This window comes from Paraburkholderia sp. 35.1, from assembly GCF_050436525.1.
Classification (GTDB): Bacteria; Pseudomonadota; Gammaproteobacteria; order Burkholderiales; family Burkholderiaceae; genus Paraburkholderia; species Paraburkholderia tuberum.
Map to the genome: position 1 here is coordinate 2,918,130 of NZ_JBNDMJ010000003.1, position 19,296 is coordinate 2,937,425.

A 19,296-nucleotide genomic window follows, 5' to 3' on the forward strand; every position below is an offset into this window, starting at 1 on the left:
AGCGATTCACCGGGCGCTCATTCCGCCGGCCCCGGCGCCAGCACTTCGCGGCTGCCGTTGATGCTCATCGCCGACACGAGGCCGGCCGTCTCCATCTGCTCGACGAGCCGCGCCGCGCGGTTATAGCCGATGCGCAACTGCCGCTGCACCGACGAGATCGAGGCGCGCCGCGTGCGTACGACGAACGCGACTGCTTCGTCATACAGCGGATCGGCTTCCGCATCCGGCGCTTCGCCGAACAGGTCCTGGGCCGCGCCGCCATCGGCGGCCGGGCCGTCGAGAATGCCTTCCTCGTATTGTGGCTCGCCGAACTGCTTCAGATATTCGACGATCGCATGCACTTCCTCGTCGGCGACGAACGCGCCGTGCACGCGCTGCGGGTAGCCGGTGCCCGGCGGCAGAAACAGCATGTCGCCCTGGCCGAGCAGCGACTCGGCGCCCATCTGGTCGAGAATCGTGCGCGAGTCGATCTTCGACGACACCTGGAACGCGACGCGCGTCGGAATGTTCGCCTTGATGAGACCGGTGATGACGTCGACGGATGGCCGCTGCGTCGCGAGGATCAGGTGGATGCCGGCCGCGCGCGCCTTCTGCGCGAGCCGCGCGATCAGCTCCTCGATCTTCTTGCCGGCGACCATCATCAGGTCGGCGAGTTCGTCGATGACGACGACGATCAGCGGCAGCGGCGCCAGCGGCTCGGGCGCATCGGGCGTCAGCGAGAACGGGTTGCCGAGCTTCTTGCCCTTCGCCTCGGTGTCGCGGATCTTCTGGTTGAAGCCGGCGAGATTGCGCACGCCGACGGCCGACATCAGCCGGTAGCGCTTTTCCATTTCGCCGACGCACCAGTTCAGCGCGTTGGCCGCGAGCTTCATGTCGGTGACGACCGGCGCGAGCAGATGCGGAATCCCTTCGTAAACCGAAAGTTCGAGCATCTTCGGGTCGATCATGATCAGGCGCACTTCCTCTGGCGTCGCCTTGAACAGCAGCGAGCAGATCATCGCGTTGATCGCGACCGATTTGCCCGAGCCGGTCGTGCCGGCCACCAGCATGTGCGGCGCCTTCGCGAGATCGGCGACGACGGGATGGCCGGTGATGTCCTTGCCCATCGCAAGCGTGAGTCGCGAGTGCGAGTTCTGGTAGACGCTCGCCTCGAGAATTTCCGAGAGGCGGATCGTTTGGCGCTTCGCGTTCGGCAGTTCGAGGCCCATGCAGGTCTTGCCCGGAATCGTTTCGACCACGCGGATCGACGTGAGACCGAGACCGCGCGACAGGTCCTTCATCAGACCGACGATCTGGCTGCCGCGCACGCCGAGCGCCGGTTCGACTTCGAAGCGTGTGATGACCGGACCCGCCGATGCGCCGACCACCATCACCGGCACCTTGAATTCCTGCAGGCGCTGCTCGATCAGCAGGCCGGTTTCGCGGAGCTTTTCATCCGGGATCGGTTCGATGTCGGCATCGGCGGGGGCGAGCAGATCGAGCGTCGGCAGTTCGACCATCGATGCGGCCGGCGCATGGAACTCGAAGCCGTTGACCGGCGCGTGGCCGGGCAGCGGCGGGCGGGCGGCGGGCTCGGCAGTGGGTTGGTCGGCGGATTGGACCTGCGGTTGCGGTGTTAGCGCGGGCGAAGACGACGGAGCCGGCGACGGAGCCGGCGACGGAGCCGGCGACGGTTCGGCGGCCGGCGTGTTCGCGGCAGGCGTTGCGCTTGCGCCGACCGAAGGCTCGATGCTGGTCGCCGGCGCGGCGAAGCCCGGGAAACGGACTACGTTCGAGACGACGGCCGGTGCGGTTGCCGGCATAGCGAGATTCGCCGCACTCGTCGAAGTCGACGACGGCGAGTCGTTTGCGGTGGTGTTCGCGGGCTCCTTCACAGCGGGCAGGGCAGGGGCGTGCGACGTCGCGGGCTCACCTGACTGCGCACTTTCGCTGGCGAGTTCCGAGACCGTCGCGCCGGACCACGGCGGCACGCTTGCGCTCGACGGCGCGGCGGCCTCCGTCTGCGGCGAGTCCGCTGACGCGGCCGCGCGTTGAGCCGCGGCGGGGGCGAGCTTGCTCTCCCAAGGCACGAGCGTCTTGTCGATGACGATTTCGGCTGCCGGAGCCCGCGCTTGCGGAGGCGTCGCGGTGTCGGCGGTGGCCGGTTCGACGGTTCGCGCGGATTCCTCCCCCTGCGATTCCGGGACGCTGGTGTTGGTTGCTGTCTGCGTCGAATCGTTTTGAACCGCCGGTGCGTCTTCTTGCGAAGCATCGTCCCGTAGGCTGGCTGCGAAGCGCTCGAATGGCGTCGCCGTCGGCGACTCATGTTGCGGCGCGCTTGCGGCGGGTTCGGTGGCGGCAGGCTCAGCCACAGCGGATGCCGATGGCTCGACAACCGCGGATTCGACAGCCGCAGCAGCCACGTCGGCCACCGACTCGGTTGCAGTCGTCGTCTGCGGCGCAGCCGTAAGCGGCGCATGAATGACGGGCGGTTCGGTCGGCCATTGCGCAACCGCTTCGTTGCCGCCCTCGACCGACCTCTCGGACTCGGCCACCGCACGCTCAGCCGGCAACTCGACCGATGCGGTTTCTTGCTGCGACTGCGCCGGCGACACCATCCGCGCCGAACTCTCCACGCTCTGCGCCTGCGGCGCCGCAACCGTCTCGCCGTTTTCGACAGGTAGCACGTCCCGCTGCGCCGGTGGCACATCGAACGTCGTCGACGCACGCTCTGCATCGCCAATCTTCGTGCTATCGGCGCCACGGCTGCGCGCCAGGCTCACACCGGCCATGTCGGTCCAGCGCGCGGCGTTTTCCGCGATGCTGCGCAGCGTTTCCTCGACGCTCGCGGGCGGCGCGACCGTCGACGCGTTCGTCGTCGTTCCAGTGAAGTTCGGTGTAGGCCGGCGCACCGTCGACGGCGAGGTGACGCTATTGGCGCGCGAAGCGGCCGGGAACGGTTGACGCGGGGTCGCGCCGCGATTGAGCGGCGCGCTGCCGTCGGCCGGACGTGGCAGCGACGACGGGCGGCTTGCGCGGCCCGCGGCATTCATCGATCCCGCTGTGATGCCGATACCGGCGCCCGAGGCGGCGGCGCGGCCCGCCATTGCCTGTGCCGCTCGCGCCGACACGCCGGCCGCGTTGGCGGCCGTCGCCGCCAACGCGGCACTGGAGCCGAACGACGCGGCCGCACGCTGATCTCCGACCGAACGCCGCCCGACCTGCGCAGCGCCATCACGAGCCGACATGCCCGATGCACCCGCCGCACCCAGCGATGCCGCCGCCGTCGCCGCGCGCGGCTCCGTGGTGCGCAGCCAGCCGGCCGGCGCGACCGGCTCGGCCGGCACGAATGGTGCGGCGGATCTGTCCGCAGCCTTGTCCGCATGCAGCGCCTGCGTTGCCGTCGACGTTGCCGGGCGCGGCGACGCGCTCGACCCCGTCCGTAGCACCGGCTCGGTCTGCTTGACCGGCCCGCGCGCCGCGTCAGCGGCCGCATCGGCTCGCCCGCTTGCGCCGGCGCCACGGGCGGAAGCGTCCTTGCTAACCGCGATGCCAGCCGCCGCGGTGCCGGCAGCAGCGGCGGAGCCCGCGCCGCGCCCGCTCGCGGGCGGACGCCACACCGTCGGCCGCGCGTAGCGACCCTTGTTATTGCGTGGCGCCATCGTGTTGGTAGCAGGCGACACATGCGACGGCGCGCCGTCGTCGACGCTGCGGTGGCGGCGCGCATCCTCGTCGCGCTTCGCGAGTCCCCGCGACAGACCGAGGCCGAACGCGCCGTCGGCCCAAACGGCGACGTCGCTCCAGCGGAAGTCGACGAGCCACGGCAGGCTGATCACGAGCAGCGCGAGCGCCGCGAGCGGCGTGCCGACATGGCCGAGCAGATGTCCAAGCCCCGCGGCGAGCGCATGACCGAAACCATTGATGCCGGCAACGCCGATCAGCGAGCCCTCGAGCGTGCAACTCGCGATCAGCACGCAGACGAAGCCGAGCCACAGCCGGATCGTGCCGGGGCCGCGCAGACCCGCGCCGCCCGGCAGCATCGACTTCACGAGGCGCCACAAAAGAGGAATGAACCAGCCGGCCGACCCGCCGAACCAGCCGAAAACTACCGTGTGCATACCAGACATCTACGAATGACGGAGCGCGCGAGAAGCGCAATCCGTCGAGTTTAAACGGCGCAGCGCGCGGCTTCGAAGGCCGGCGCAAATCCCGAACGCGGCGCAAACTCGCATCACTTATCGCTGCGATCGAAAATCAGGGTGTCGCCGTTGTCGAGGATTAGCTGCATCTGCTGCGGCGCTCGCATCTGCACGCCGGTGCGATCGATGCGCTCGAGCGCATCGAGGAACGGCTTCTCGATGTCGCCGCCCGGCGAGACGCACGCCATGCGTGTGCCGGCGAGGGAACCGAAGCTCAGCTTGCCGTCCTTCAGCATGTACGAACCCATGAAGCGGTTGCAACCGGAAAAGCCGCTCGCGTGACGCCGGCCGCCTTCGGTCGACAACGTCAGCGTGAGCGGCTTCTGATCCTTCGACGGCACCGCGCGCGCCGTGCCGTCGGCGTTCTTCCACGAGCTCAACACCCAGCTGGTGTCGTCGAGCAGTTGCACGGCGGCGGGATTGAACGGATCAGGCGGCGGCGCCGACGAGTCCGGATGCTTCGGGATCGCGCAGGCACCGAGCAGCGCGGCGATGCTCAACGCGGCGACGGCCGTGCGCAGGCACGGAATGATGCGCGCAAGAGGTCGCGGGCGGGAGCGGATGAGCATGGCGTCGTTCCTGTTCAAACTGGCGAAGGCGTAAGGGTAACGTACTAGGGTCTGTTTACATATGGAACGCACGTGCGTTGCCGCGAGAAGGGCCGCTCGCAAGGATTGCGACGCCGCGAATACTCGACGTATTCGCAAGGAGCATGACGCAGCGAGCGGCCCTTCTCGCGGCAACCCCAGTTCTGAATTCCATTCCAGGGGAATGCCCGCTATCGGCCGCATGGCGGCGTCGTGCGTCGCTCACGTGGCGCGGCCACGCAGCGCTCCTTACTCCTTGCCCTGCGGCCGATAGCGGGCATTCGCACGTGCGTTCCATATGTAAACGGACCCTAAGCTTGTCGTGCGCGAGCGATGCTCGCGGTGACGTGATCGCGGCTGCGAACGTCGACGCGGCGGCACGGTTCCGCTCGACCGCCACGGCCTCGCGAGCGCACCCAAAGCGCACCCTGAGCGCCGCGCGGCAAGGGGCCCGCATGTTAACATCGCGGTCTATCCAATCCCACCCTCATCCCGACTTTTATCTGGAGTTCCCATGCAGATCGGCCAACGGATCGGCACGCCCCTTTCTGAATCCGCGACGCGCGTGATGCTGCTCGGCGCCGGCGAACTCGGCAAGGAAGTGATCATCGCGCTGCAACGGCTGGGCGTCGAAGTGATCGCCGTCGACCGTTACCCGAACGCGCCGGGCCATCAGGTCGCGCATCGCGCGCATGTGATCGACATGACCGACCGCGCCGCGCTGCGCGCGCTGGTCGAGCAGGAGCGCCCGCATCTGATCGTCCCCGAAATCGAGGCGATCGCCACCGACGAACTCGCCGCGATCGAAACCGAGGCGCTCGCCGAGGTGATCCCGACCGCGCGTGCCACCCAACTGACGATGAACCGCGAAGGCATCCGCCGCCTCGCTGCGGAGGAGCTTGGCCTACCGACCTCGCCGTACGCATTCGCCGATTCGCTCGACGAGCTGCGCGCGGGCATCGCGAAGGTCGGCTATCCGTGCGTAGTGAAACCGGTGATGTCGTCGTCGGGCAAGGGGCAGTCGGTGCTGCGCAGCGACGCCGACGTCGAACCCGCCTGGCAGTACGCGATGGCGGGCGGCCGCGTGAATTTCGGGCGCGTGATCGTCGAGGGTTTCATCGACTTCGAATACGAAATCACGCAGCTCACCGTGCGCGCGATCGACCCGGCGAGCGGCGCGGTCGGCACGTACTTCTGCGATCCGATCGGCCACGTGCAGGTCGCGGGCGACTATGTCGAATCGTGGCAGCCGCAGCCGATGAGCCCGCGCGCGCTCGAGCGTTCGCGCGAGATCGCGCACAAGGTGACGGCGGCGCTCGGCGGCCGCGGCCTGTTTGGCGTGGAACTTTTCGTGCGCGGCGACGACGTATGGTTTTCGGAAGTGAGCCCGCGTCCGCACGACACGGGGCTCGTCACGCTGTGCTCGCAGCGCTTCTCGGAGTTCGAGCTGCATGCGCGCGCGATCCTCGGCCTGCCGGTCGATACGTCGCCGCGGGCGGCGGGCGCGTCGGCGGTGATTTACGGCGGTCGCGACGAGGCCGGCATCGCGTTCGAAGGCGTCGCGGCCGCACTTGCAGTGCCCAATGCGGATCTGCGCCTGTTCGGAAAGCCGGAAAGCTTCGTCAAACGTCGCATGGGCGTCGCGCTCGCGACCGGCGAGAACATCGGGGAAGCGCGCTCGCGTGCCAGGCAGGCGGCGGCCGCGGTGCGGCCGGTGTCGGCGAACTAACGGGCAGGCGGCGAGGCGCGGCGCAAAAGTGTGCGGGACGCACACGAAAGAGCTCCGCATTCGTTTCTGGTTTATCGAAGCAAAGAGATCGGAGTAGAGGATCGTATGGCGCTTGAAACTCGCAGCAATCCATGGCGCGGCGCGCTTCGCTGGGTCGGCGCACTCGGCGTGGCGTTCGCGCTGAGCGCCGGCATCAGCGGCTGCGGGCTCGCGGCCGCGCCGTGCCGGATCGCTTCGGCGGGACTGAAGATCGTGCCGGTGGTCGGCCACGTCGCCGCTGCGCCGACCGATGCGTGTGCCGGCGTGATCGATCCTTGAAGCGTCGTTGAGCTGTCCGTGAATCGCCCATGAGCTGCCTGTGACTCGGCCGTGACTCGGCCGTGGCTCGGCTGTGACCGGCGTCGCGGCCGGTGCTGCCCTCCCTGCCTGACCCCCGCAACAATCGAGGTATTCGATGAAGACATGGCGTGTTGCAATCCTCACGACAGCAGCATCGACGGTGGCCTGGCTGGCGGCATCTTCCGGCGGCGCATCGGCCGCGCCATTGCAATTCAAGCACATTGAGGGCAAGAACCATCAGACGCGCAAATACACCTGCGCGACCGGCAAGATCTTGCAAGTCACCTACTGGAACGCGCGGAACGGCCAGAGCTTCGCCGTGCTGCCGGTGAAAGGCGCGTCGATGCTGTTCGTCAACACGATCTCGGCGTCCGGTGCGAAGTACCAGGCCGGCAGCTATACGTGGTGGACCAAGGGTCCGCGCGCCAACCTGTACGACCTGACGAGCGGCGAAAATGCGCCGCCGATTCTCTCCGACTGCGTGACCGTGATTCGCTGATTTGCTGATCGGCGGACACGTGCACCGCATGCGGCGGCTTCACCCCCGACCGCCGCCTGCTTCTTCTCGCGCCTGGCTTCCTGTCCCCCGCGCCGCCCCGTGGGCTCGCGCGCATCGTTTCCGTTCGAGTAGTAAGCTGTCCGGCATGGCGTTCGCCATGCCGTTTGCCATGCCGCGCGCGCGGAGCGGTGTTTCGCGCGCAGCCGTCGTTGTCGTCTTCGATTGTCCGTTCCCCGAGTCATCAAGCGAGACCCTCAATGAAAGCATCGGACCTGTTCGTCAAATCGCTGGAAGCCGAAGGTGTCGAGTATGTGTTTGGCATCCCCGGTGAAGAAAATCTCGATCTGCTGGAGTCGCTGCGCCGCTCGAAAATCCGTCTGATCCTCACGCGCCACGAGCAGGCGGCCGGCTTCATGGCCGCCACCTACGGGCGGCTCACCGGCCGCACGGGAGTATGTCTGGCGACGCTCGGCCCCGGCGCGACCAACTTCGTGACCGCGGCCGCCTACGCGCAGCTGGGCGGGATGCCGATGCTGATGGTCACGGGCCAGAAGCCGATCAAATCGAGCAAGCAGGGGCACTTCCAGATCGTCGACGTGGTGCGGATGATGGAGCCGCTCACCAAGTACACACGGCAGATCGTGTCGATCGGCAACATTCCGGCGACGGTGCGCGAGGCGGTGCGCCGCGCCGAGGAGGAGCGGCCCGGCGCCACCCACCTCGAATTGCCCGAGGACGTCGCGCACGAAGAGGGCGACGGCAAGCCGATTCCGAAGAGCTACAGCCGCCGTCCGGTCGCCGAGGAGAGAGCGGTCGCGCGCGCGGTCGAGGCGATCACCGCCGCGAAGCATCCGCTGCTGATGATCGGCGCGGGCGGCAACCGCAAAACCACCACGAAGATGCTGCGCGAGTTCGTCGACCAGATCGGCATTCCCTTTTTCACCACGCAGATGGGCAAGGGCGTGATCGACGAATCGCATCCGATGTGGCTCGGCAACGCGACGCTCTCCGACGGCGATTTCGTGCACCGAGCGATCGAGCACGCCGACTGCATCATCAACGTCGGTCACGACGTGATCGAAAAGCCGCCGTTTTTCATGCGCAGCGGCGAGGCGGGGGAGAAGACCGTGATCCACGTGAACTTCCTCGGCGCCGAAGTCGATCCGGTGTATTTCCCGCAGATCGAAGTGGTCGGCGATATCGCCAACGCGGTGTGGCAGCTCAAGGAGAGCCTGAAGACGCGTCAGGAGCATTGGGACTTCACGCGTTTCAAGGAGATCAAGGAGCACTTCGAGGCGCATCTGGTGAAGGGCCAGCACGACGACCGCTTTCCGATGTACCCGGTGCGGATCGTCAACGACGTGTACGAGACCACGCCGGTCGACGGCATCGTGTGTCTGGATAACGGCATGTACAAGATCTGGTTCGCGCGCTACTACCGCGCGCACGAGCCGAATTCGCTGCTGCTCGACAACGCGCTGGCGTCGATGGGCGCGGGGCTGCCGTCGGCGATCGCGAGCAAGATCGTGCATCCGGAGCGCAAGGTGATCGCCGTGTGCGGCGACGGCGGCTTCATGATGAACTCGCAGGAACTCGAAACGGCGGTGCGGCTGAAGCTCGATCTGGTGATCCTGATTCTGCGCGACGACGCGTTCGGCATGATCCGCTGGAAGCAGGAGAACATGAACTTCCCGGACTACGGCATGACGCTTGCGAACCCGGATTTCGTCGCCTATGCGCAGAGTTATGGCGCGCAGGGGCATAGGATCGAGGCGGCCGAGCAGTTCGCGCCGCTGTTGCGCGAGTGCTTCGCGACGCCCGGCGTGCACGTGATCGACGTGCCGATCGACTATTCGGACAACGAGCGCGTGCTCAATCGCGAGATCAAGCGGCTGTCCGCGCGGCTTTGAGCATCCGTGCATCGAATCAAGGAGAGTGCGACATGTTGCAGAAAACCTATCCGTACTACCTGGCCAACGAGCCGGTGGCCGCCAACACCGATCTCGAAGTCACCGACAAATTCAGCGGCGAAGTCGCCACGCGCGTCGCAATGGCCGACGCGGCCGCGATCGACAAGGCGATCGGCCTGGCGGTCGATGCGATGCCCGCCATGCGCGCCTACCCGCCGTTCAAGCGCCAGGCGGTGCTCGAGCACTGCGTGAAGCGCTTTCGCGAGCGCTACGACGAACTCGCCCTCGCGCTGTGCATCGAGGCGGGCAAGCCGATCAACGATTCGAAGGGCGAAGTCACGCGCCTGATCGATACGTTCAAGGTCGCCGCGGAGGAGAGCGTGCGGATCGACGGCGAGATCGTCAATCTGCAGATTTCGCCGCGCGCGAACGGGTATCACGGCTATGTGAAGCGCGTGCCGATCGGGCCGTGCTCGTTCATCTCGCCGTTCAATTTTCCGTTGAACCTGACCGCCCACAAGGTCGCGCCGGCGATCGCGGCCGGCGTGCCGTTCGTGCTGAAACCGGCGAGCCGCACACCGGTCGGTGCGCTGATCATGGGCGAAATTCTCGCGGAAACCGATCTGCCGAAGGGCGCGTTCTCGATTTTGCCCGCGCATCGCGACGGCGCCGACCTGTTCACGACCGACGAGCGCTTCAAGCTGCTGTCGTTCACTGGGTCGCCCGCGGTCGGCTGGGAGTTGAAGCGCAAAGCCGGCAAGAAGAAGGTGATTCTGGAGCTGGGCGGCAACGCGGCGGCGATCGTCGATGGCGATCAGGGCGGCAAGCTCGACTACGTGGTCGACCGGCTCGCGTTCGGCGCGTTCTATCAGTCGGGGCAGAGCTGCATCGGCGTGCAGCGGATTCTCGCGCACACGAGCGTCTACGACGCGCTGCGCGAGAAGCTGATCGCGAAGACGAAGTCGCTCGTGATGGGCGATCCGAAGAACGAAAAGACCTTCGTCGGGCCGATGATCTCCGAATCGGAAGCGAGGCGGCTCGCTGGCTGGATGGAGGGGGCGGTGCAGGCGGGTGCGCAGATCGTCGCGGGCGGCAAGGTCGACGGCGCGATGTTCGAGGCGACGCTGCTGGAAGGCGTGAAGCGCGACACCGATCTGTATCGCAAGGAGGCGTTCGGACCGGTTGCGATACTCGAGCGCTTCGACGATTTCGAGGCGGCGCTCGCGCAGGTCAACGACAGCGACTTCGGCCTGCAGGCCGGCGTGTTCACCGATTCGCTCGCGCATGCGCATCGCGCGTGGGATGCGCTCGAAGTGGGCGGGGTCGTGATCAACGACGTGCCGTCGTTCCGCGTCGACAACATGCCGTATGGCGGCGTCAAGGATTCGGGGCTCGGGCGCGAGGGCGTGCGCTACGCGATCGAGGACATGACCGAGATGCGGCTGATGGTGATGCGCGAGACGTGGTGAGGGGCGAGCTGACGTGAGCGGGGGCGGGCGACCGTTCGCAATGGGGCCGGTGCGGGCGCGGGGACGGCTGACGAACGCCGCGTGCCGCCCGCCGAAGTGCCCGGCTGTCACGCCACTGTCGTCTGTGCGCACTACGCTGCGACCGAAGCAACGGCCGCGAGCCGCCGGCCGGCCAGCCGTCACGAGCGTTTTTGCTGAAGTGCTACAATACTCGGCTTTCGGCGGATGCTTCCGCCAGCCGGAGCCGGCCGCATTATCCGAACTCAGACGGGTCTCGCGCGGAACGACGTGGCTCCGCCTTCATCCTGATGCCCTCCGCGGTCCCGACCGCTGCCGCGCGCATCGCGCCACGCGCCTTTTTAGCGAAAGCCACCATGTCCGACACAGCCGTCACGCCCAGCACCGAGACTTTTGATCAATTCGGCCTCGCGCCCGACATCCTGAAGGCCATCAAGGAATCGGGCTACACGTCGCCCACGCCGATCCAGGCGCAGGCGATCCCGGTCGTGCTGGCGGGCCGTGACGTGATGGGCGCCGCGCAGACCGGCACCGGCAAGACCGCGAGCTTCTCGCTGCCGATCATCCAGCGTCTGCTGCCGCAGGCCAGTACGAGCGCGTCGCCGGCGCGCCATCCGGTCCGTGCGCTGATCCTCACGCCGACCCGCGAACTGGCCGACCAGGTCGCCGCGAATGTGCAGGCGTACGCGAAGCACACGGCGCTGCGCAGCGCGGTCGTGTTCGGTGGCGTCGACATGAATCCGCAGTCGGACCAGTTGCGCCGCGGCGTCGAAATCCTGATCGCGACGCCGGGCCGTCTGCTCGATCACGTGCAGCAGAAAACCGCGAACCTGGGCCAGGTGCAGATGCTCGTGCTCGACGAAGCCGACCGCATGCTCGACATGGGCTTCCTGCCCGACCTGCAGCGCATCCTGAACCTGCTGCCGAAAGAGCGCCAGACGCTGCTGTTCTCCGCGACGTTCTCGGGCGAAATCAAGAAGCTCGCCGCGACGTATCTGCGCAACCCGCAGACCATCGAAGTGGCGCGCAGCAACTCGACCGCGACCAATGTCACGCAGATCGTCTACGAAGTCGCCGAGGGCGACAAGACCGGCGCGGTCGTGCAGCTGATCCGCGAGCGTGGCCTGAAGCAGGTGCTCGTGTTCTGCAACAGCAAGATCGGCGCGAGCCGGCTCGCGCGCAGTCTCGAACGCGACGGCGTGGTCGCGACCGCGATTCACGGCGACCGCACGCAGAGCGAGCGCATGCAGGCGCTCGATGCGTTCAAGCGCGGCGAAGTCGAGGCGCTCGTCGCGACGGATGTCGCCGCGCGCGGTCTCGACATCGTCGAACTGCCGACTGTGATCAACTTCGACCTGCCGTTCAACGCCGAAGACTACGTGCACCGGATCGGCCGCACGGGCCGCGCGGGTGCATCGGGCGACGCGCTGTCGCTGTGCAGCCCGAACGAGCGCAAGCAACTGGCCGACATCGAGAAGCTGATCAAGCGTCCGCTCGACTTGCAGCGGCTGTCCGTCGAGGCGCCGGTGCGCCATCATCACGAGGACCGTCCGCCGCGCCGCGAGCGCAGCGAATCGCGCGACGAGCGCAGCCGCCGTCGCCCGGGCGGGGCGTCGGGTTCGTATGACCGTGCGCATCATCATCGCGCGCAACCGGTCGACGATTTCTTCCTGAAGCCGTACGAGCCGTCGCCGGCATCGGTGCTCAAGATCGAGGAGACGGCCGCGTCGAACTCCGCGCCGCAAAAGACGGCGCCGAAGCGGCCACTGGCCGCGTTGCTCGGTGGCTTCGGAATGCCGAGGAAGACGCCTTCGTCGTCGTAAGACGGGCTGTCGGGTTCAGAGCTCGGGGTGCAACGCCTCGAGCGTAAAAACGGTGGGGCCGCGCGGTTCGATGTCTCGGAAAACGCAGCAGGCTTCACGCGTGCGCATCATCGGGATGCGCGAATGTTCATCCGTTTTGCCCAGGCCGCGGTCGCGGCGCTGTAGAACTGCTCCAGCGTCGTGGGCGGCTCGCTTCCCAACTTCAGTCCCAGATGCCGTGCCGCCGCGCCTAGTGCTTCGAGCGGCTTGTCGCTATCGAGCGCGGTCGCGCCGTTCTGCTTGCTCAGTTTCTCGCCGTGCTCGTTGGTGACGACCGGCACATGCAGATACTCGGGCGTTGCCACACCCAGACAACGCTGCAGATAAATCTGCCGCGCCGTCGAATCCATCAGATCCGCGCCGCGCACGATGTGCGTGATGCCCGCGTCCGCATCGTCCACCACCACCGCCAGCTGATATGCCCACTGATCGTCCGCGCGGCGCAGCACGAAATCGCCGACCTCGGTCGCGAGATTTTGCGTCTGCGGACCCTGCCAGCGGTCGTCGAACGCGATCACGGCGGGCTCGCCGTCGGGTACGCGCAGGCGCCACGCGCGCGCCGGCTTGCCATGCAGACCCGTGCGGCAGGTGCCGGGGTAGGCGAGCGTAGTGTTGCGCGCGTGCGCGTGCAGCAGCGAATCGGCGATTTCCTTGCGCGTGCAGCCGCACGGATAGACGAGACCGGTCGATTTCAACTGCTCCAGCGCGTGCTGATAGCGCGCCATGCGCTGGCTTTGCCAGACCGGCGTTTCGTCCGCGCGCATGCCGAAGCGTTCGAGGGTCGCGAGGATGTCCTCGGCGGCACCCGGCGCCGTGCGCGGCCCGTCGATATCTTCGACGCGCACGAGCCACGCGCCGCGCTGCGCGCGCGCGTCGAGCCAGCTCGCGAGCGCGCTGACCAGCGAGCCGAAATGCAGCGGGCCGGTCGGCGACGGCGCGAAGCGTCCGCGATAGGTCATGGTTTGGGGACGACAGGTGAGGCGCCCGCGTCACGGAGCCCCCCGGCTGTCATTACGCGGCGCACGCGGCCTTGCTGTCCGGATGGCACGCCGGACAGGTCTTGCCCGCGACGTACATCGGCGATTGCTGTTGCTCGGGCGTGACCACCGCGCGGCAGCCGAAGCATTGCGCGGTCGCGGTCGGTTCGAGTTGCGGATTCAGCGCGGTCCGGTAGTCGAACACGAAGCAGTCGCCGTGATAATGCGCGCCGCCCACTTCCTCGAAGTATTTGAGGATGCCGCCTTCGAGCTGGTACACGTTCTCGATGCCGACCTCCTTCATATGGATCGCGGCCTTCTCGCAGCGGATGCCGCCCGTGCAGAACGACACCACCGTCTTGTCTTCGAGATCGGCACGGTTGTTCTCGATTACCTCGGGGAATTCGCTGAACTTCGTGATCCGATAGTCGAGCGCGTTGTCGAACGTGCCGACGTCGACTTCGAACGCGTTGCGCGTGTCGAGCATCACGACCGGACGGCCTTCGTCGTCGTGACCGCGGTCGAGCCAGGTCTTCAGCGTCGGCGCGTCGACGAACGGTGCGCGGCCGAGCTCGGGGCGGATCGCTGGCTTTTTCATCGTGATGATTTCGCGCTTGAGCTTGACCAGCATGCGCGTGAAGGCCTGCTTGTCCGACAGGCTTTCCTTGAACTGCAGATTCGCGAACTTGCCTTCGAACAGCGCGTCGTGGCGAATGTAGTCGATGAATGCGTCGGTGTTCTCGCGCGTGCCGGCGATGAACAGGTTGATGCCTTCCGGCGCGAGCAGGATGGTGCCGCGCAGGCCGAGCGCATTGCAGCGTTCGGTGACGAGCGGGCGCCAGGCGGCGGTGTCTTCGATGGTCGCGAATTGATACGCGGCGAGGTTGACGATACTCATGTGTGTTCTGCGGTAAAGATGGCCGGCGTGGCGAGGGGCGGCGGGATGTGCCGCCGCTGTTGCGCCCCGTATGAGACCCGGGGTTTGACGCGCGGGTTCGCGCGCGTTTGCCTCGCGTTTGCCGCGCGTTTGCCGGTTAAATGGCCACGTCGAGAGAGGCGAAAGCCCTATTATCCCTCAACCCGGCATTTTCCCCGACCTGGCCGAATGGCTAACGAGTTGCGCTAGCGCAAACAGCGCTCGCTCCGACCTCGTCCTGGCCGGATGGCCAACGCGCCGTTTTGGCCTGAAATCCGCGGAAGGGTGGAGTTACAATGTCGCCCATGTCAGATCCCCGCTTCGTTCATCTCCGCGTTCACTCCGAATTCTCGATTGCCGACGGCATCGTGCGTCTCGACGACATCGTCGCGGCGGCGGCCAAAGACGGTCAGGGCGCGCTCGCGCTTACCGACCTCGGCAACGCGTTCGGCCTCGTCCGTTTCTACCAGGAAGCGCGTGGCAAAGGGATCAAACCCATTGCCGGCTGCGACGTCTGGATCACCAATCCTGACGACCGCGACAAGCCTTCCCGCCTGCTGCTGCTGGTCAAGGACCGCCGCGGTTACCTGAACCTCTGCGAATTGCTCAGCAAGGCCTCGCTGACGAACCAGTATCGCGGCCGCGCGGAAATCGAAGCCGGCTGGCTCGAATCCGGTCTGGGCGAAGGGCTGCTCGCGCTGTCGGGCGCGCAGCAGGGCGACATCGGTCTCGCGCTGGCGGCCGGCAACGAAGAGGCGGCGAAGCGCCACGCGCAGCATTGGGCGAAGGTGTTCCCAGGCGGCTTCTATATCGAGCTGCAGCGCTACGGCCAGCCTGGCGGCGAGCAGTACGTGCAGCAGGCGGTCGCGCTCGCGGCATCGCTGAAACTGCCGGTCGTCGCGACGCACCCGATGCAGTTCATGACGCCGGACGACTTCACCGCGCACGAAGCGCGCGTGTGTATTTCCGAAGGCGACATTCTCGCGAATCCGCGTCGCCAGAAGCGCTTCACGGCCGAGCAGTATTTCCGCACGCAACAGGAAATGGCCACGCTGTTCGCGGACATTCCTTCGGCGCTGGCGAACACGGTGCAGATCGCCAAGCGCTGCAATCTGACGCTCGAACTCGGCAAGCCGAAGCTGCCGCTCTTTCCGACGCCCGACGGCATGTCGCTCGACGACTACCTGGTGCAGCTATCGAAAGAGGGCCTCGAAAAGCGGCTCGAACAGTTGTATCCGGACGAGGCCGAGCGCGACGCGCAACGCCCGACGTACTACCAGCGCCTCGAATTCGAGTGCGGCACGATCATCAAGATGGGCTTTCCGGGCTACTTCCTGATCGTCGCGGACTTCATCAACTGGGCCAAGAACAACGGCGTGCCGGTCGGGCCGGGCCGGGGTTCGGGCGCGGGTTCGCTGGTCGCCTATGCGCTCGGCGTGACCGATCTCGATCCGCTGCGCTACAACCTGCTGTTCGAGCGTTTCCTGAATCCGGAGCGGGTGTCGATGCCCGACTTCGATATCGACTTCTGCCAGCACGGCCGCGATCGCGTGATCCAGTACGTGAAGGAGAAATACGGCGCGAACGCGGTGTCGCAGATCGCGACGTTCGGCACGATGGCGGCGAAGGCGGCGGTGCGCGACATCGGCCGCGTGCTCGATCTCGGCTACATGTTCACGGACGGCATCGCGAAGTTGATCCCGTTCAAGCCGGGCAAGCACGTGACGATCGCCGACGCGATGAAGGAAGAGCCGCTGTTGCAGGAGCGCTTCGACAACGAAGACGAAGTGCACCAGCTGCTCGAACTCGCGCAGCGCGTCGAAGGCTTGACGCGTAACGTCGGCATGCACGCGGGCGGCGTGCTGATCGCGCCGGGCAAGCTGACCGATTTCTGCCCCTTGTACACGCAGGGCGACGAAAGCGGCGTCGTCAGCCAGTACGACAAGGACGACGTCGAAGCGGTCGGCCTCGTGAAGTTCGACTTTCTGGGCCTGACCACGCTGACCATTCTGGATTGGGCCGAGCGCTACATTCGCCGCCTCGATCCGTCGAAGCAGGACTGGTCGCTCGCCCAGGTGCCGCTCGACGACCCGGCGTCGTTCTCGATCCTGAAGAAAGCGAATACGGTCGCCGTGTTCCAGCTGGAAAGCCGCGGCATGCAGGGCATGCTAAAGGACGCGCAGCCCGACCGCTTCGAAGATATCATCGCGCTCGTTGCGTTGTACCGCCCGGGTCCGATGGACCTGATCCCGAGCTTCTGTGCGCGTAAGCACGGCCGCGAGGTGGTGGAATATCCGGACCCGCGCGTCGAACCTGTTCTGAAAGAGACCTACGGCATCATGGTCTACCAGGAGCAGGTGATGCAGATGGCGCAGATCATCGGCGGCTACTCGCTGGGCGGCGCCGACCTGCTGCGTCGCGCGATGGGTAAGAAAAAGCCCGAGGAAATGGCCAAGCACCGCGAAATTTTCGCGGAAGGCGCGGCCACCAACGGCCTCACGCGCGAGAAGTCCGACGAAATCTTCGACCTGATGGAGAAGTTCGCGGGCTACGGCTTCAACAAGTCGCACGCGGCCGCCTACGCGCTGCTTGCGTACTACACCGCGTGGCTGAAGGCGCACCATCCGGCCGAATTCATGGCGGCCAACATGTCGCTCGCGATGGACGACACGGACAAGGTCAAGATCCTGTTCGAAGACTGCCTCGCGAACAAGATGGCCGTGCTGCCGCCGGACGTGAACCTGTCCGCGTATCGCTTCGAGCCGGTCGCCGAAGCCGACGGCAAGCGCTCGCGCACGATCCGCTACGGTCTCGGCGCGATCAAGGGCAGCGGCCAGAACGCGATCGAAGAAATCCTGCGCGCGCGCGAGGAAGGCCGCTTCATCGACATCTTCGATTTCTGCAACCGCGTCGATCGGCGCATCGTCAATCGTCGCACGATCGAGGCGCTGATTCGCGCCGGCGCGTTCGACACGCTGCATCTGAACCGCGCGCAGCTGATCGCGTCGGTGTCGCTCGCGATGGAAGCGGCCGAGCAGGCGGCGGCCAATGCGCTGCAGGCCGGCCTGTTCGACATGGGCGACGCGCCGTCGCAAGGCCACGAACTCGTCGACGAACCGGAGTGGCCGGAAAAGCGCAAGCTGCAGGAAGAGAAGGCCGCGCTCGGTTTCTACCTGTCGGGCCATCTGTTCGATGCATACAAGGACGAAGTGCGTCGCTTCGTGCGCCAGAAGATCGGCGAGCTGAAGGAAGGGCGCGACAAGCTGGTCGCGGGCGTGATCGTGTCGCTGCGCACGCAGATGACTCAGCGCGGCAAGATGCTGATCGCGCTGCTCGACGACGGCACCGGCCAGTGCGAAGTGACGGTGTTCAACGAGGTCTTCGAAGAGCACAAGCAGTTGTTCAAGGAAGACGAGCTGCTGGTCGTGCAGGGCCAGGCGCGCAACGACGCGTTCACGGGCGGCATCCGCTTCACGGTCGAAACGGTGATGGATCTCGGCCGCGCGCGCTGCCGTTACGCGGACTCGCTGAAGGTGCAGATGAACGGCAACGCGGACGCGCAGGCATTGCGCCGGGTGCTCGAAGCGCACACCGCCGGCAAGGACGAGCCGTCCGCCACAGCCGCACCGGCGGCCGCGCCGCGCGGCAATGGCGGTGGGCGTGGCGGCTTCGGTGGCGACGGCGGCCGTCAGCGTCAAGCGGTGCAGATTCCGAACGGGCTCGCGGTGCAGGTCGTTTATCGCAGCGAGCATGCGCAAGGCGAAATGCGTCTGGGCGACGCGTGGCGCGTGAAGCCGACCGATGAACTGCTCGCCGCGCTGCGCGGCGAGTTTGCGGGAAGCTCGATCGAAATCGTGTATTGAGCGCGGTCCGCGGTATGGATGGGCCAGTGCCGCGTGTACCGGCTAGCCTTACCGCCCGCCCGTTTTTTCCAGGCGCGCGAGCTTCAGAAACCGGTAGTACACCGTCTCCGCATTGAACAGCGCGATCATCAGCCCGGTGCGGCCATCCAGAAAACCGCGCCGCAGCAGATAAGTCCGCACGAACGCCCACAGGCCGCGCCCGAGCGCGAGTCGAATGCTGCCTTTCTGCCCGGCCTCGTAACGCTGCCGCGCGCCGGCCGTCGAATACGCGTCGAGCTTGCGCAGCACACCCTCGTAGTCCTCGTACGAGTAGTGCATCAGCTTGCCGGTCAGGCGTTGCGCGGGCGTGTCGAACACGAGGCGCTCGTGCACGAGGTCGTCGGAGAAGCGCGCGGTGCCGCGTTTGAAGAGGCGCGGAATCCAGTCGGGATACCAGCCGCTGTGATGAACCCAGTGGCCGCAGAAGCTCGACAGACGGTCCACCGCGTAGACGTCGGCGGCGGGCGCGGCGAGCGTCGCGCGAATCGATGCGGCAAGTTCCGGCGTGACGATTTCGTCGGCGTCGAGCGAGAGGATCCAGCTGGTGGTCAGTGCATCGACCGCGCGGTTCTTTTGCGGGCCGAAGCCCGGCCAGTCCGTCTGTTCGATGACACGCGCGCCGTGCGCGCGAGCGATGTCGGCGGTGCCGTCGGTGCTGCCGCCGTCGATCACGACGATCTGGTCGGCAAAGGCCACGGCCTGCAGGCATTCGGCCAGCCGCGCCGCCGCGTTCCGGGTGATGATGGCAACGCCAAGAGTGGTTTCTTGCATACCTGAGTTGCGTGGAGGACGAAGTGACGGAGCGGGTCGCGACCCGGCAATCGAGCAGCGAGTATACACATCTCATCCGTCCCCACACCACGGCACCGATCCGCCGGGCGTTGCGCGCATGCCGTCGCGCGCCGAGCGC

The 19,296-nt window shown here is 66.6% G+C and carries 12 protein-coding genes; 7 read left to right on the forward strand and 5 right to left on the reverse strand.

Annotated elements, in window-relative coordinates; translation table 11 throughout:
- Window positions 1-17: 17 nt before the first annotated feature.
- Complete coding sequence (locus OKW27_RS33620) at window positions 18-4,097, reverse strand: DNA translocase FtsK (protein ID WP_429335993.1); 4,080 nt, start codon at window positions 4,095-4,097, stop codon at window positions 18-20.
- A 113-nt stretch (window positions 4,098-4,210) separates the two neighbouring features.
- The gene (locus OKW27_RS33625) at window positions 4,211-4,747 is read right to left on the reverse strand and encodes an META domain-containing protein (protein WP_090803653.1); all 537 of its coding nucleotides are present in this window, start codon (window positions 4,745-4,747) and stop codon (window positions 4,211-4,213) included.
- A gap of 532 nt (window positions 4,748-5,279) precedes the next feature.
- Between OKW27_RS33625 and purT the strand changes: the two genes are divergently transcribed.
- The 6 genes from purT to OKW27_RS33655 all read left to right on the forward strand — a co-directional run bounded on the left by purT (window position 5,280) and on the right by OKW27_RS33655 (window position 12,552).
- Window positions 5,280-6,494, forward strand: a complete 1,215-nt coding sequence (gene purT, locus OKW27_RS33630; protein ID WP_429335994.1) for a formate-dependent phosphoribosylglycinamide formyltransferase — start codon at window positions 5,280-5,282, stop codon at window positions 6,492-6,494.
- A gap of 105 nt (window positions 6,495-6,599) precedes the next feature.
- Window positions 6,600-6,812 carry a DUF6726 family protein gene (locus OKW27_RS33635; protein WP_429335995.1) on the forward strand — a complete coding sequence of 71 codons (213 nt, stop codon included), beginning with the start codon at window positions 6,600-6,602 and terminating at the stop codon, window positions 6,810-6,812.
- A gap of 136 nt (window positions 6,813-6,948) precedes the next feature.
- Window positions 6,949-7,332: an MliC family protein gene (locus OKW27_RS33640; protein WP_429335996.1), complete on the forward strand. Its 384-nt coding sequence runs from the start codon at window positions 6,949-6,951 to the stop codon at window positions 7,330-7,332.
- A gap of 257 nt (window positions 7,333-7,589) precedes the next feature.
- The gene (locus OKW27_RS33645; RefSeq protein WP_090803661.1) at window positions 7,590-9,242 is read left to right on the forward strand and encodes an acetolactate synthase large subunit; all 1,653 of its coding nucleotides are present in this window, start codon (window positions 7,590-7,592) and stop codon (window positions 9,240-9,242) included.
- Window positions 9,243-9,274: 32 nt separating this feature from the next.
- On the forward strand, window positions 9,275-10,711 hold the full coding sequence (locus OKW27_RS33650) for an aldehyde dehydrogenase family protein (RefSeq protein ID WP_429335997.1): 1,437 nt from the start codon (window positions 9,275-9,277) through the stop codon (window positions 10,709-10,711).
- Window positions 10,712-11,085: 374 nt separating this feature from the next.
- Window positions 11,086-12,552, forward strand: a complete 1,467-nt coding sequence (locus tag OKW27_RS33655) for a DEAD/DEAH box helicase (RefSeq protein WP_429335998.1) — start codon at window positions 11,086-11,088, stop codon at window positions 12,550-12,552.
- Between the two features lie 107 nt (window positions 12,553-12,659).
- On the opposite strand, the gene gluQRS is transcribed toward OKW27_RS33655, so the two are convergent.
- Together gluQRS and OKW27_RS33665 are read right to left on the reverse strand one after the other, a co-directional pair.
- Window positions 12,660-13,550 (reverse strand): tRNA glutamyl-Q(34) synthetase GluQRS, encoded by an 891-nt coding sequence (gene gluQRS, locus OKW27_RS33660; protein ID WP_429335999.1) that lies wholly within the window; start codon window positions 13,548-13,550, stop codon window positions 12,660-12,662.
- A 52-nt stretch (window positions 13,551-13,602) separates the two neighbouring features.
- Window positions 13,603-14,466, reverse strand: a complete 864-nt coding sequence (locus tag OKW27_RS33665; RefSeq protein WP_429336000.1) for a sulfurtransferase — start codon at window positions 14,464-14,466, stop codon at window positions 13,603-13,605.
- 314 nt (window positions 14,467-14,780) lie between these two features.
- Here OKW27_RS33665 and dnaE point away from each other — a divergent pair, with 314 nt between their 5' ends.
- Complete coding sequence (gene dnaE, locus OKW27_RS33670) at window positions 14,781-18,347, forward strand: DNA polymerase III subunit alpha (RefSeq protein ID WP_429336001.1); 3,567 nt, start codon at window positions 14,781-14,783, stop codon at window positions 18,345-18,347.
- A gap of 48 nt (window positions 18,348-18,395) precedes the next feature.
- Here dnaE and OKW27_RS33675 read toward each other — a convergent pair whose 3' ends face one another.
- On the reverse strand, window positions 18,396-19,157 hold the full coding sequence (locus OKW27_RS33675) for a glycosyltransferase family 2 protein (protein WP_090803668.1): 762 nt from the start codon (window positions 19,155-19,157) through the stop codon (window positions 18,396-18,398).
- Between the last annotated feature and the right edge of the window lie 139 nt (window positions 19,158-19,296).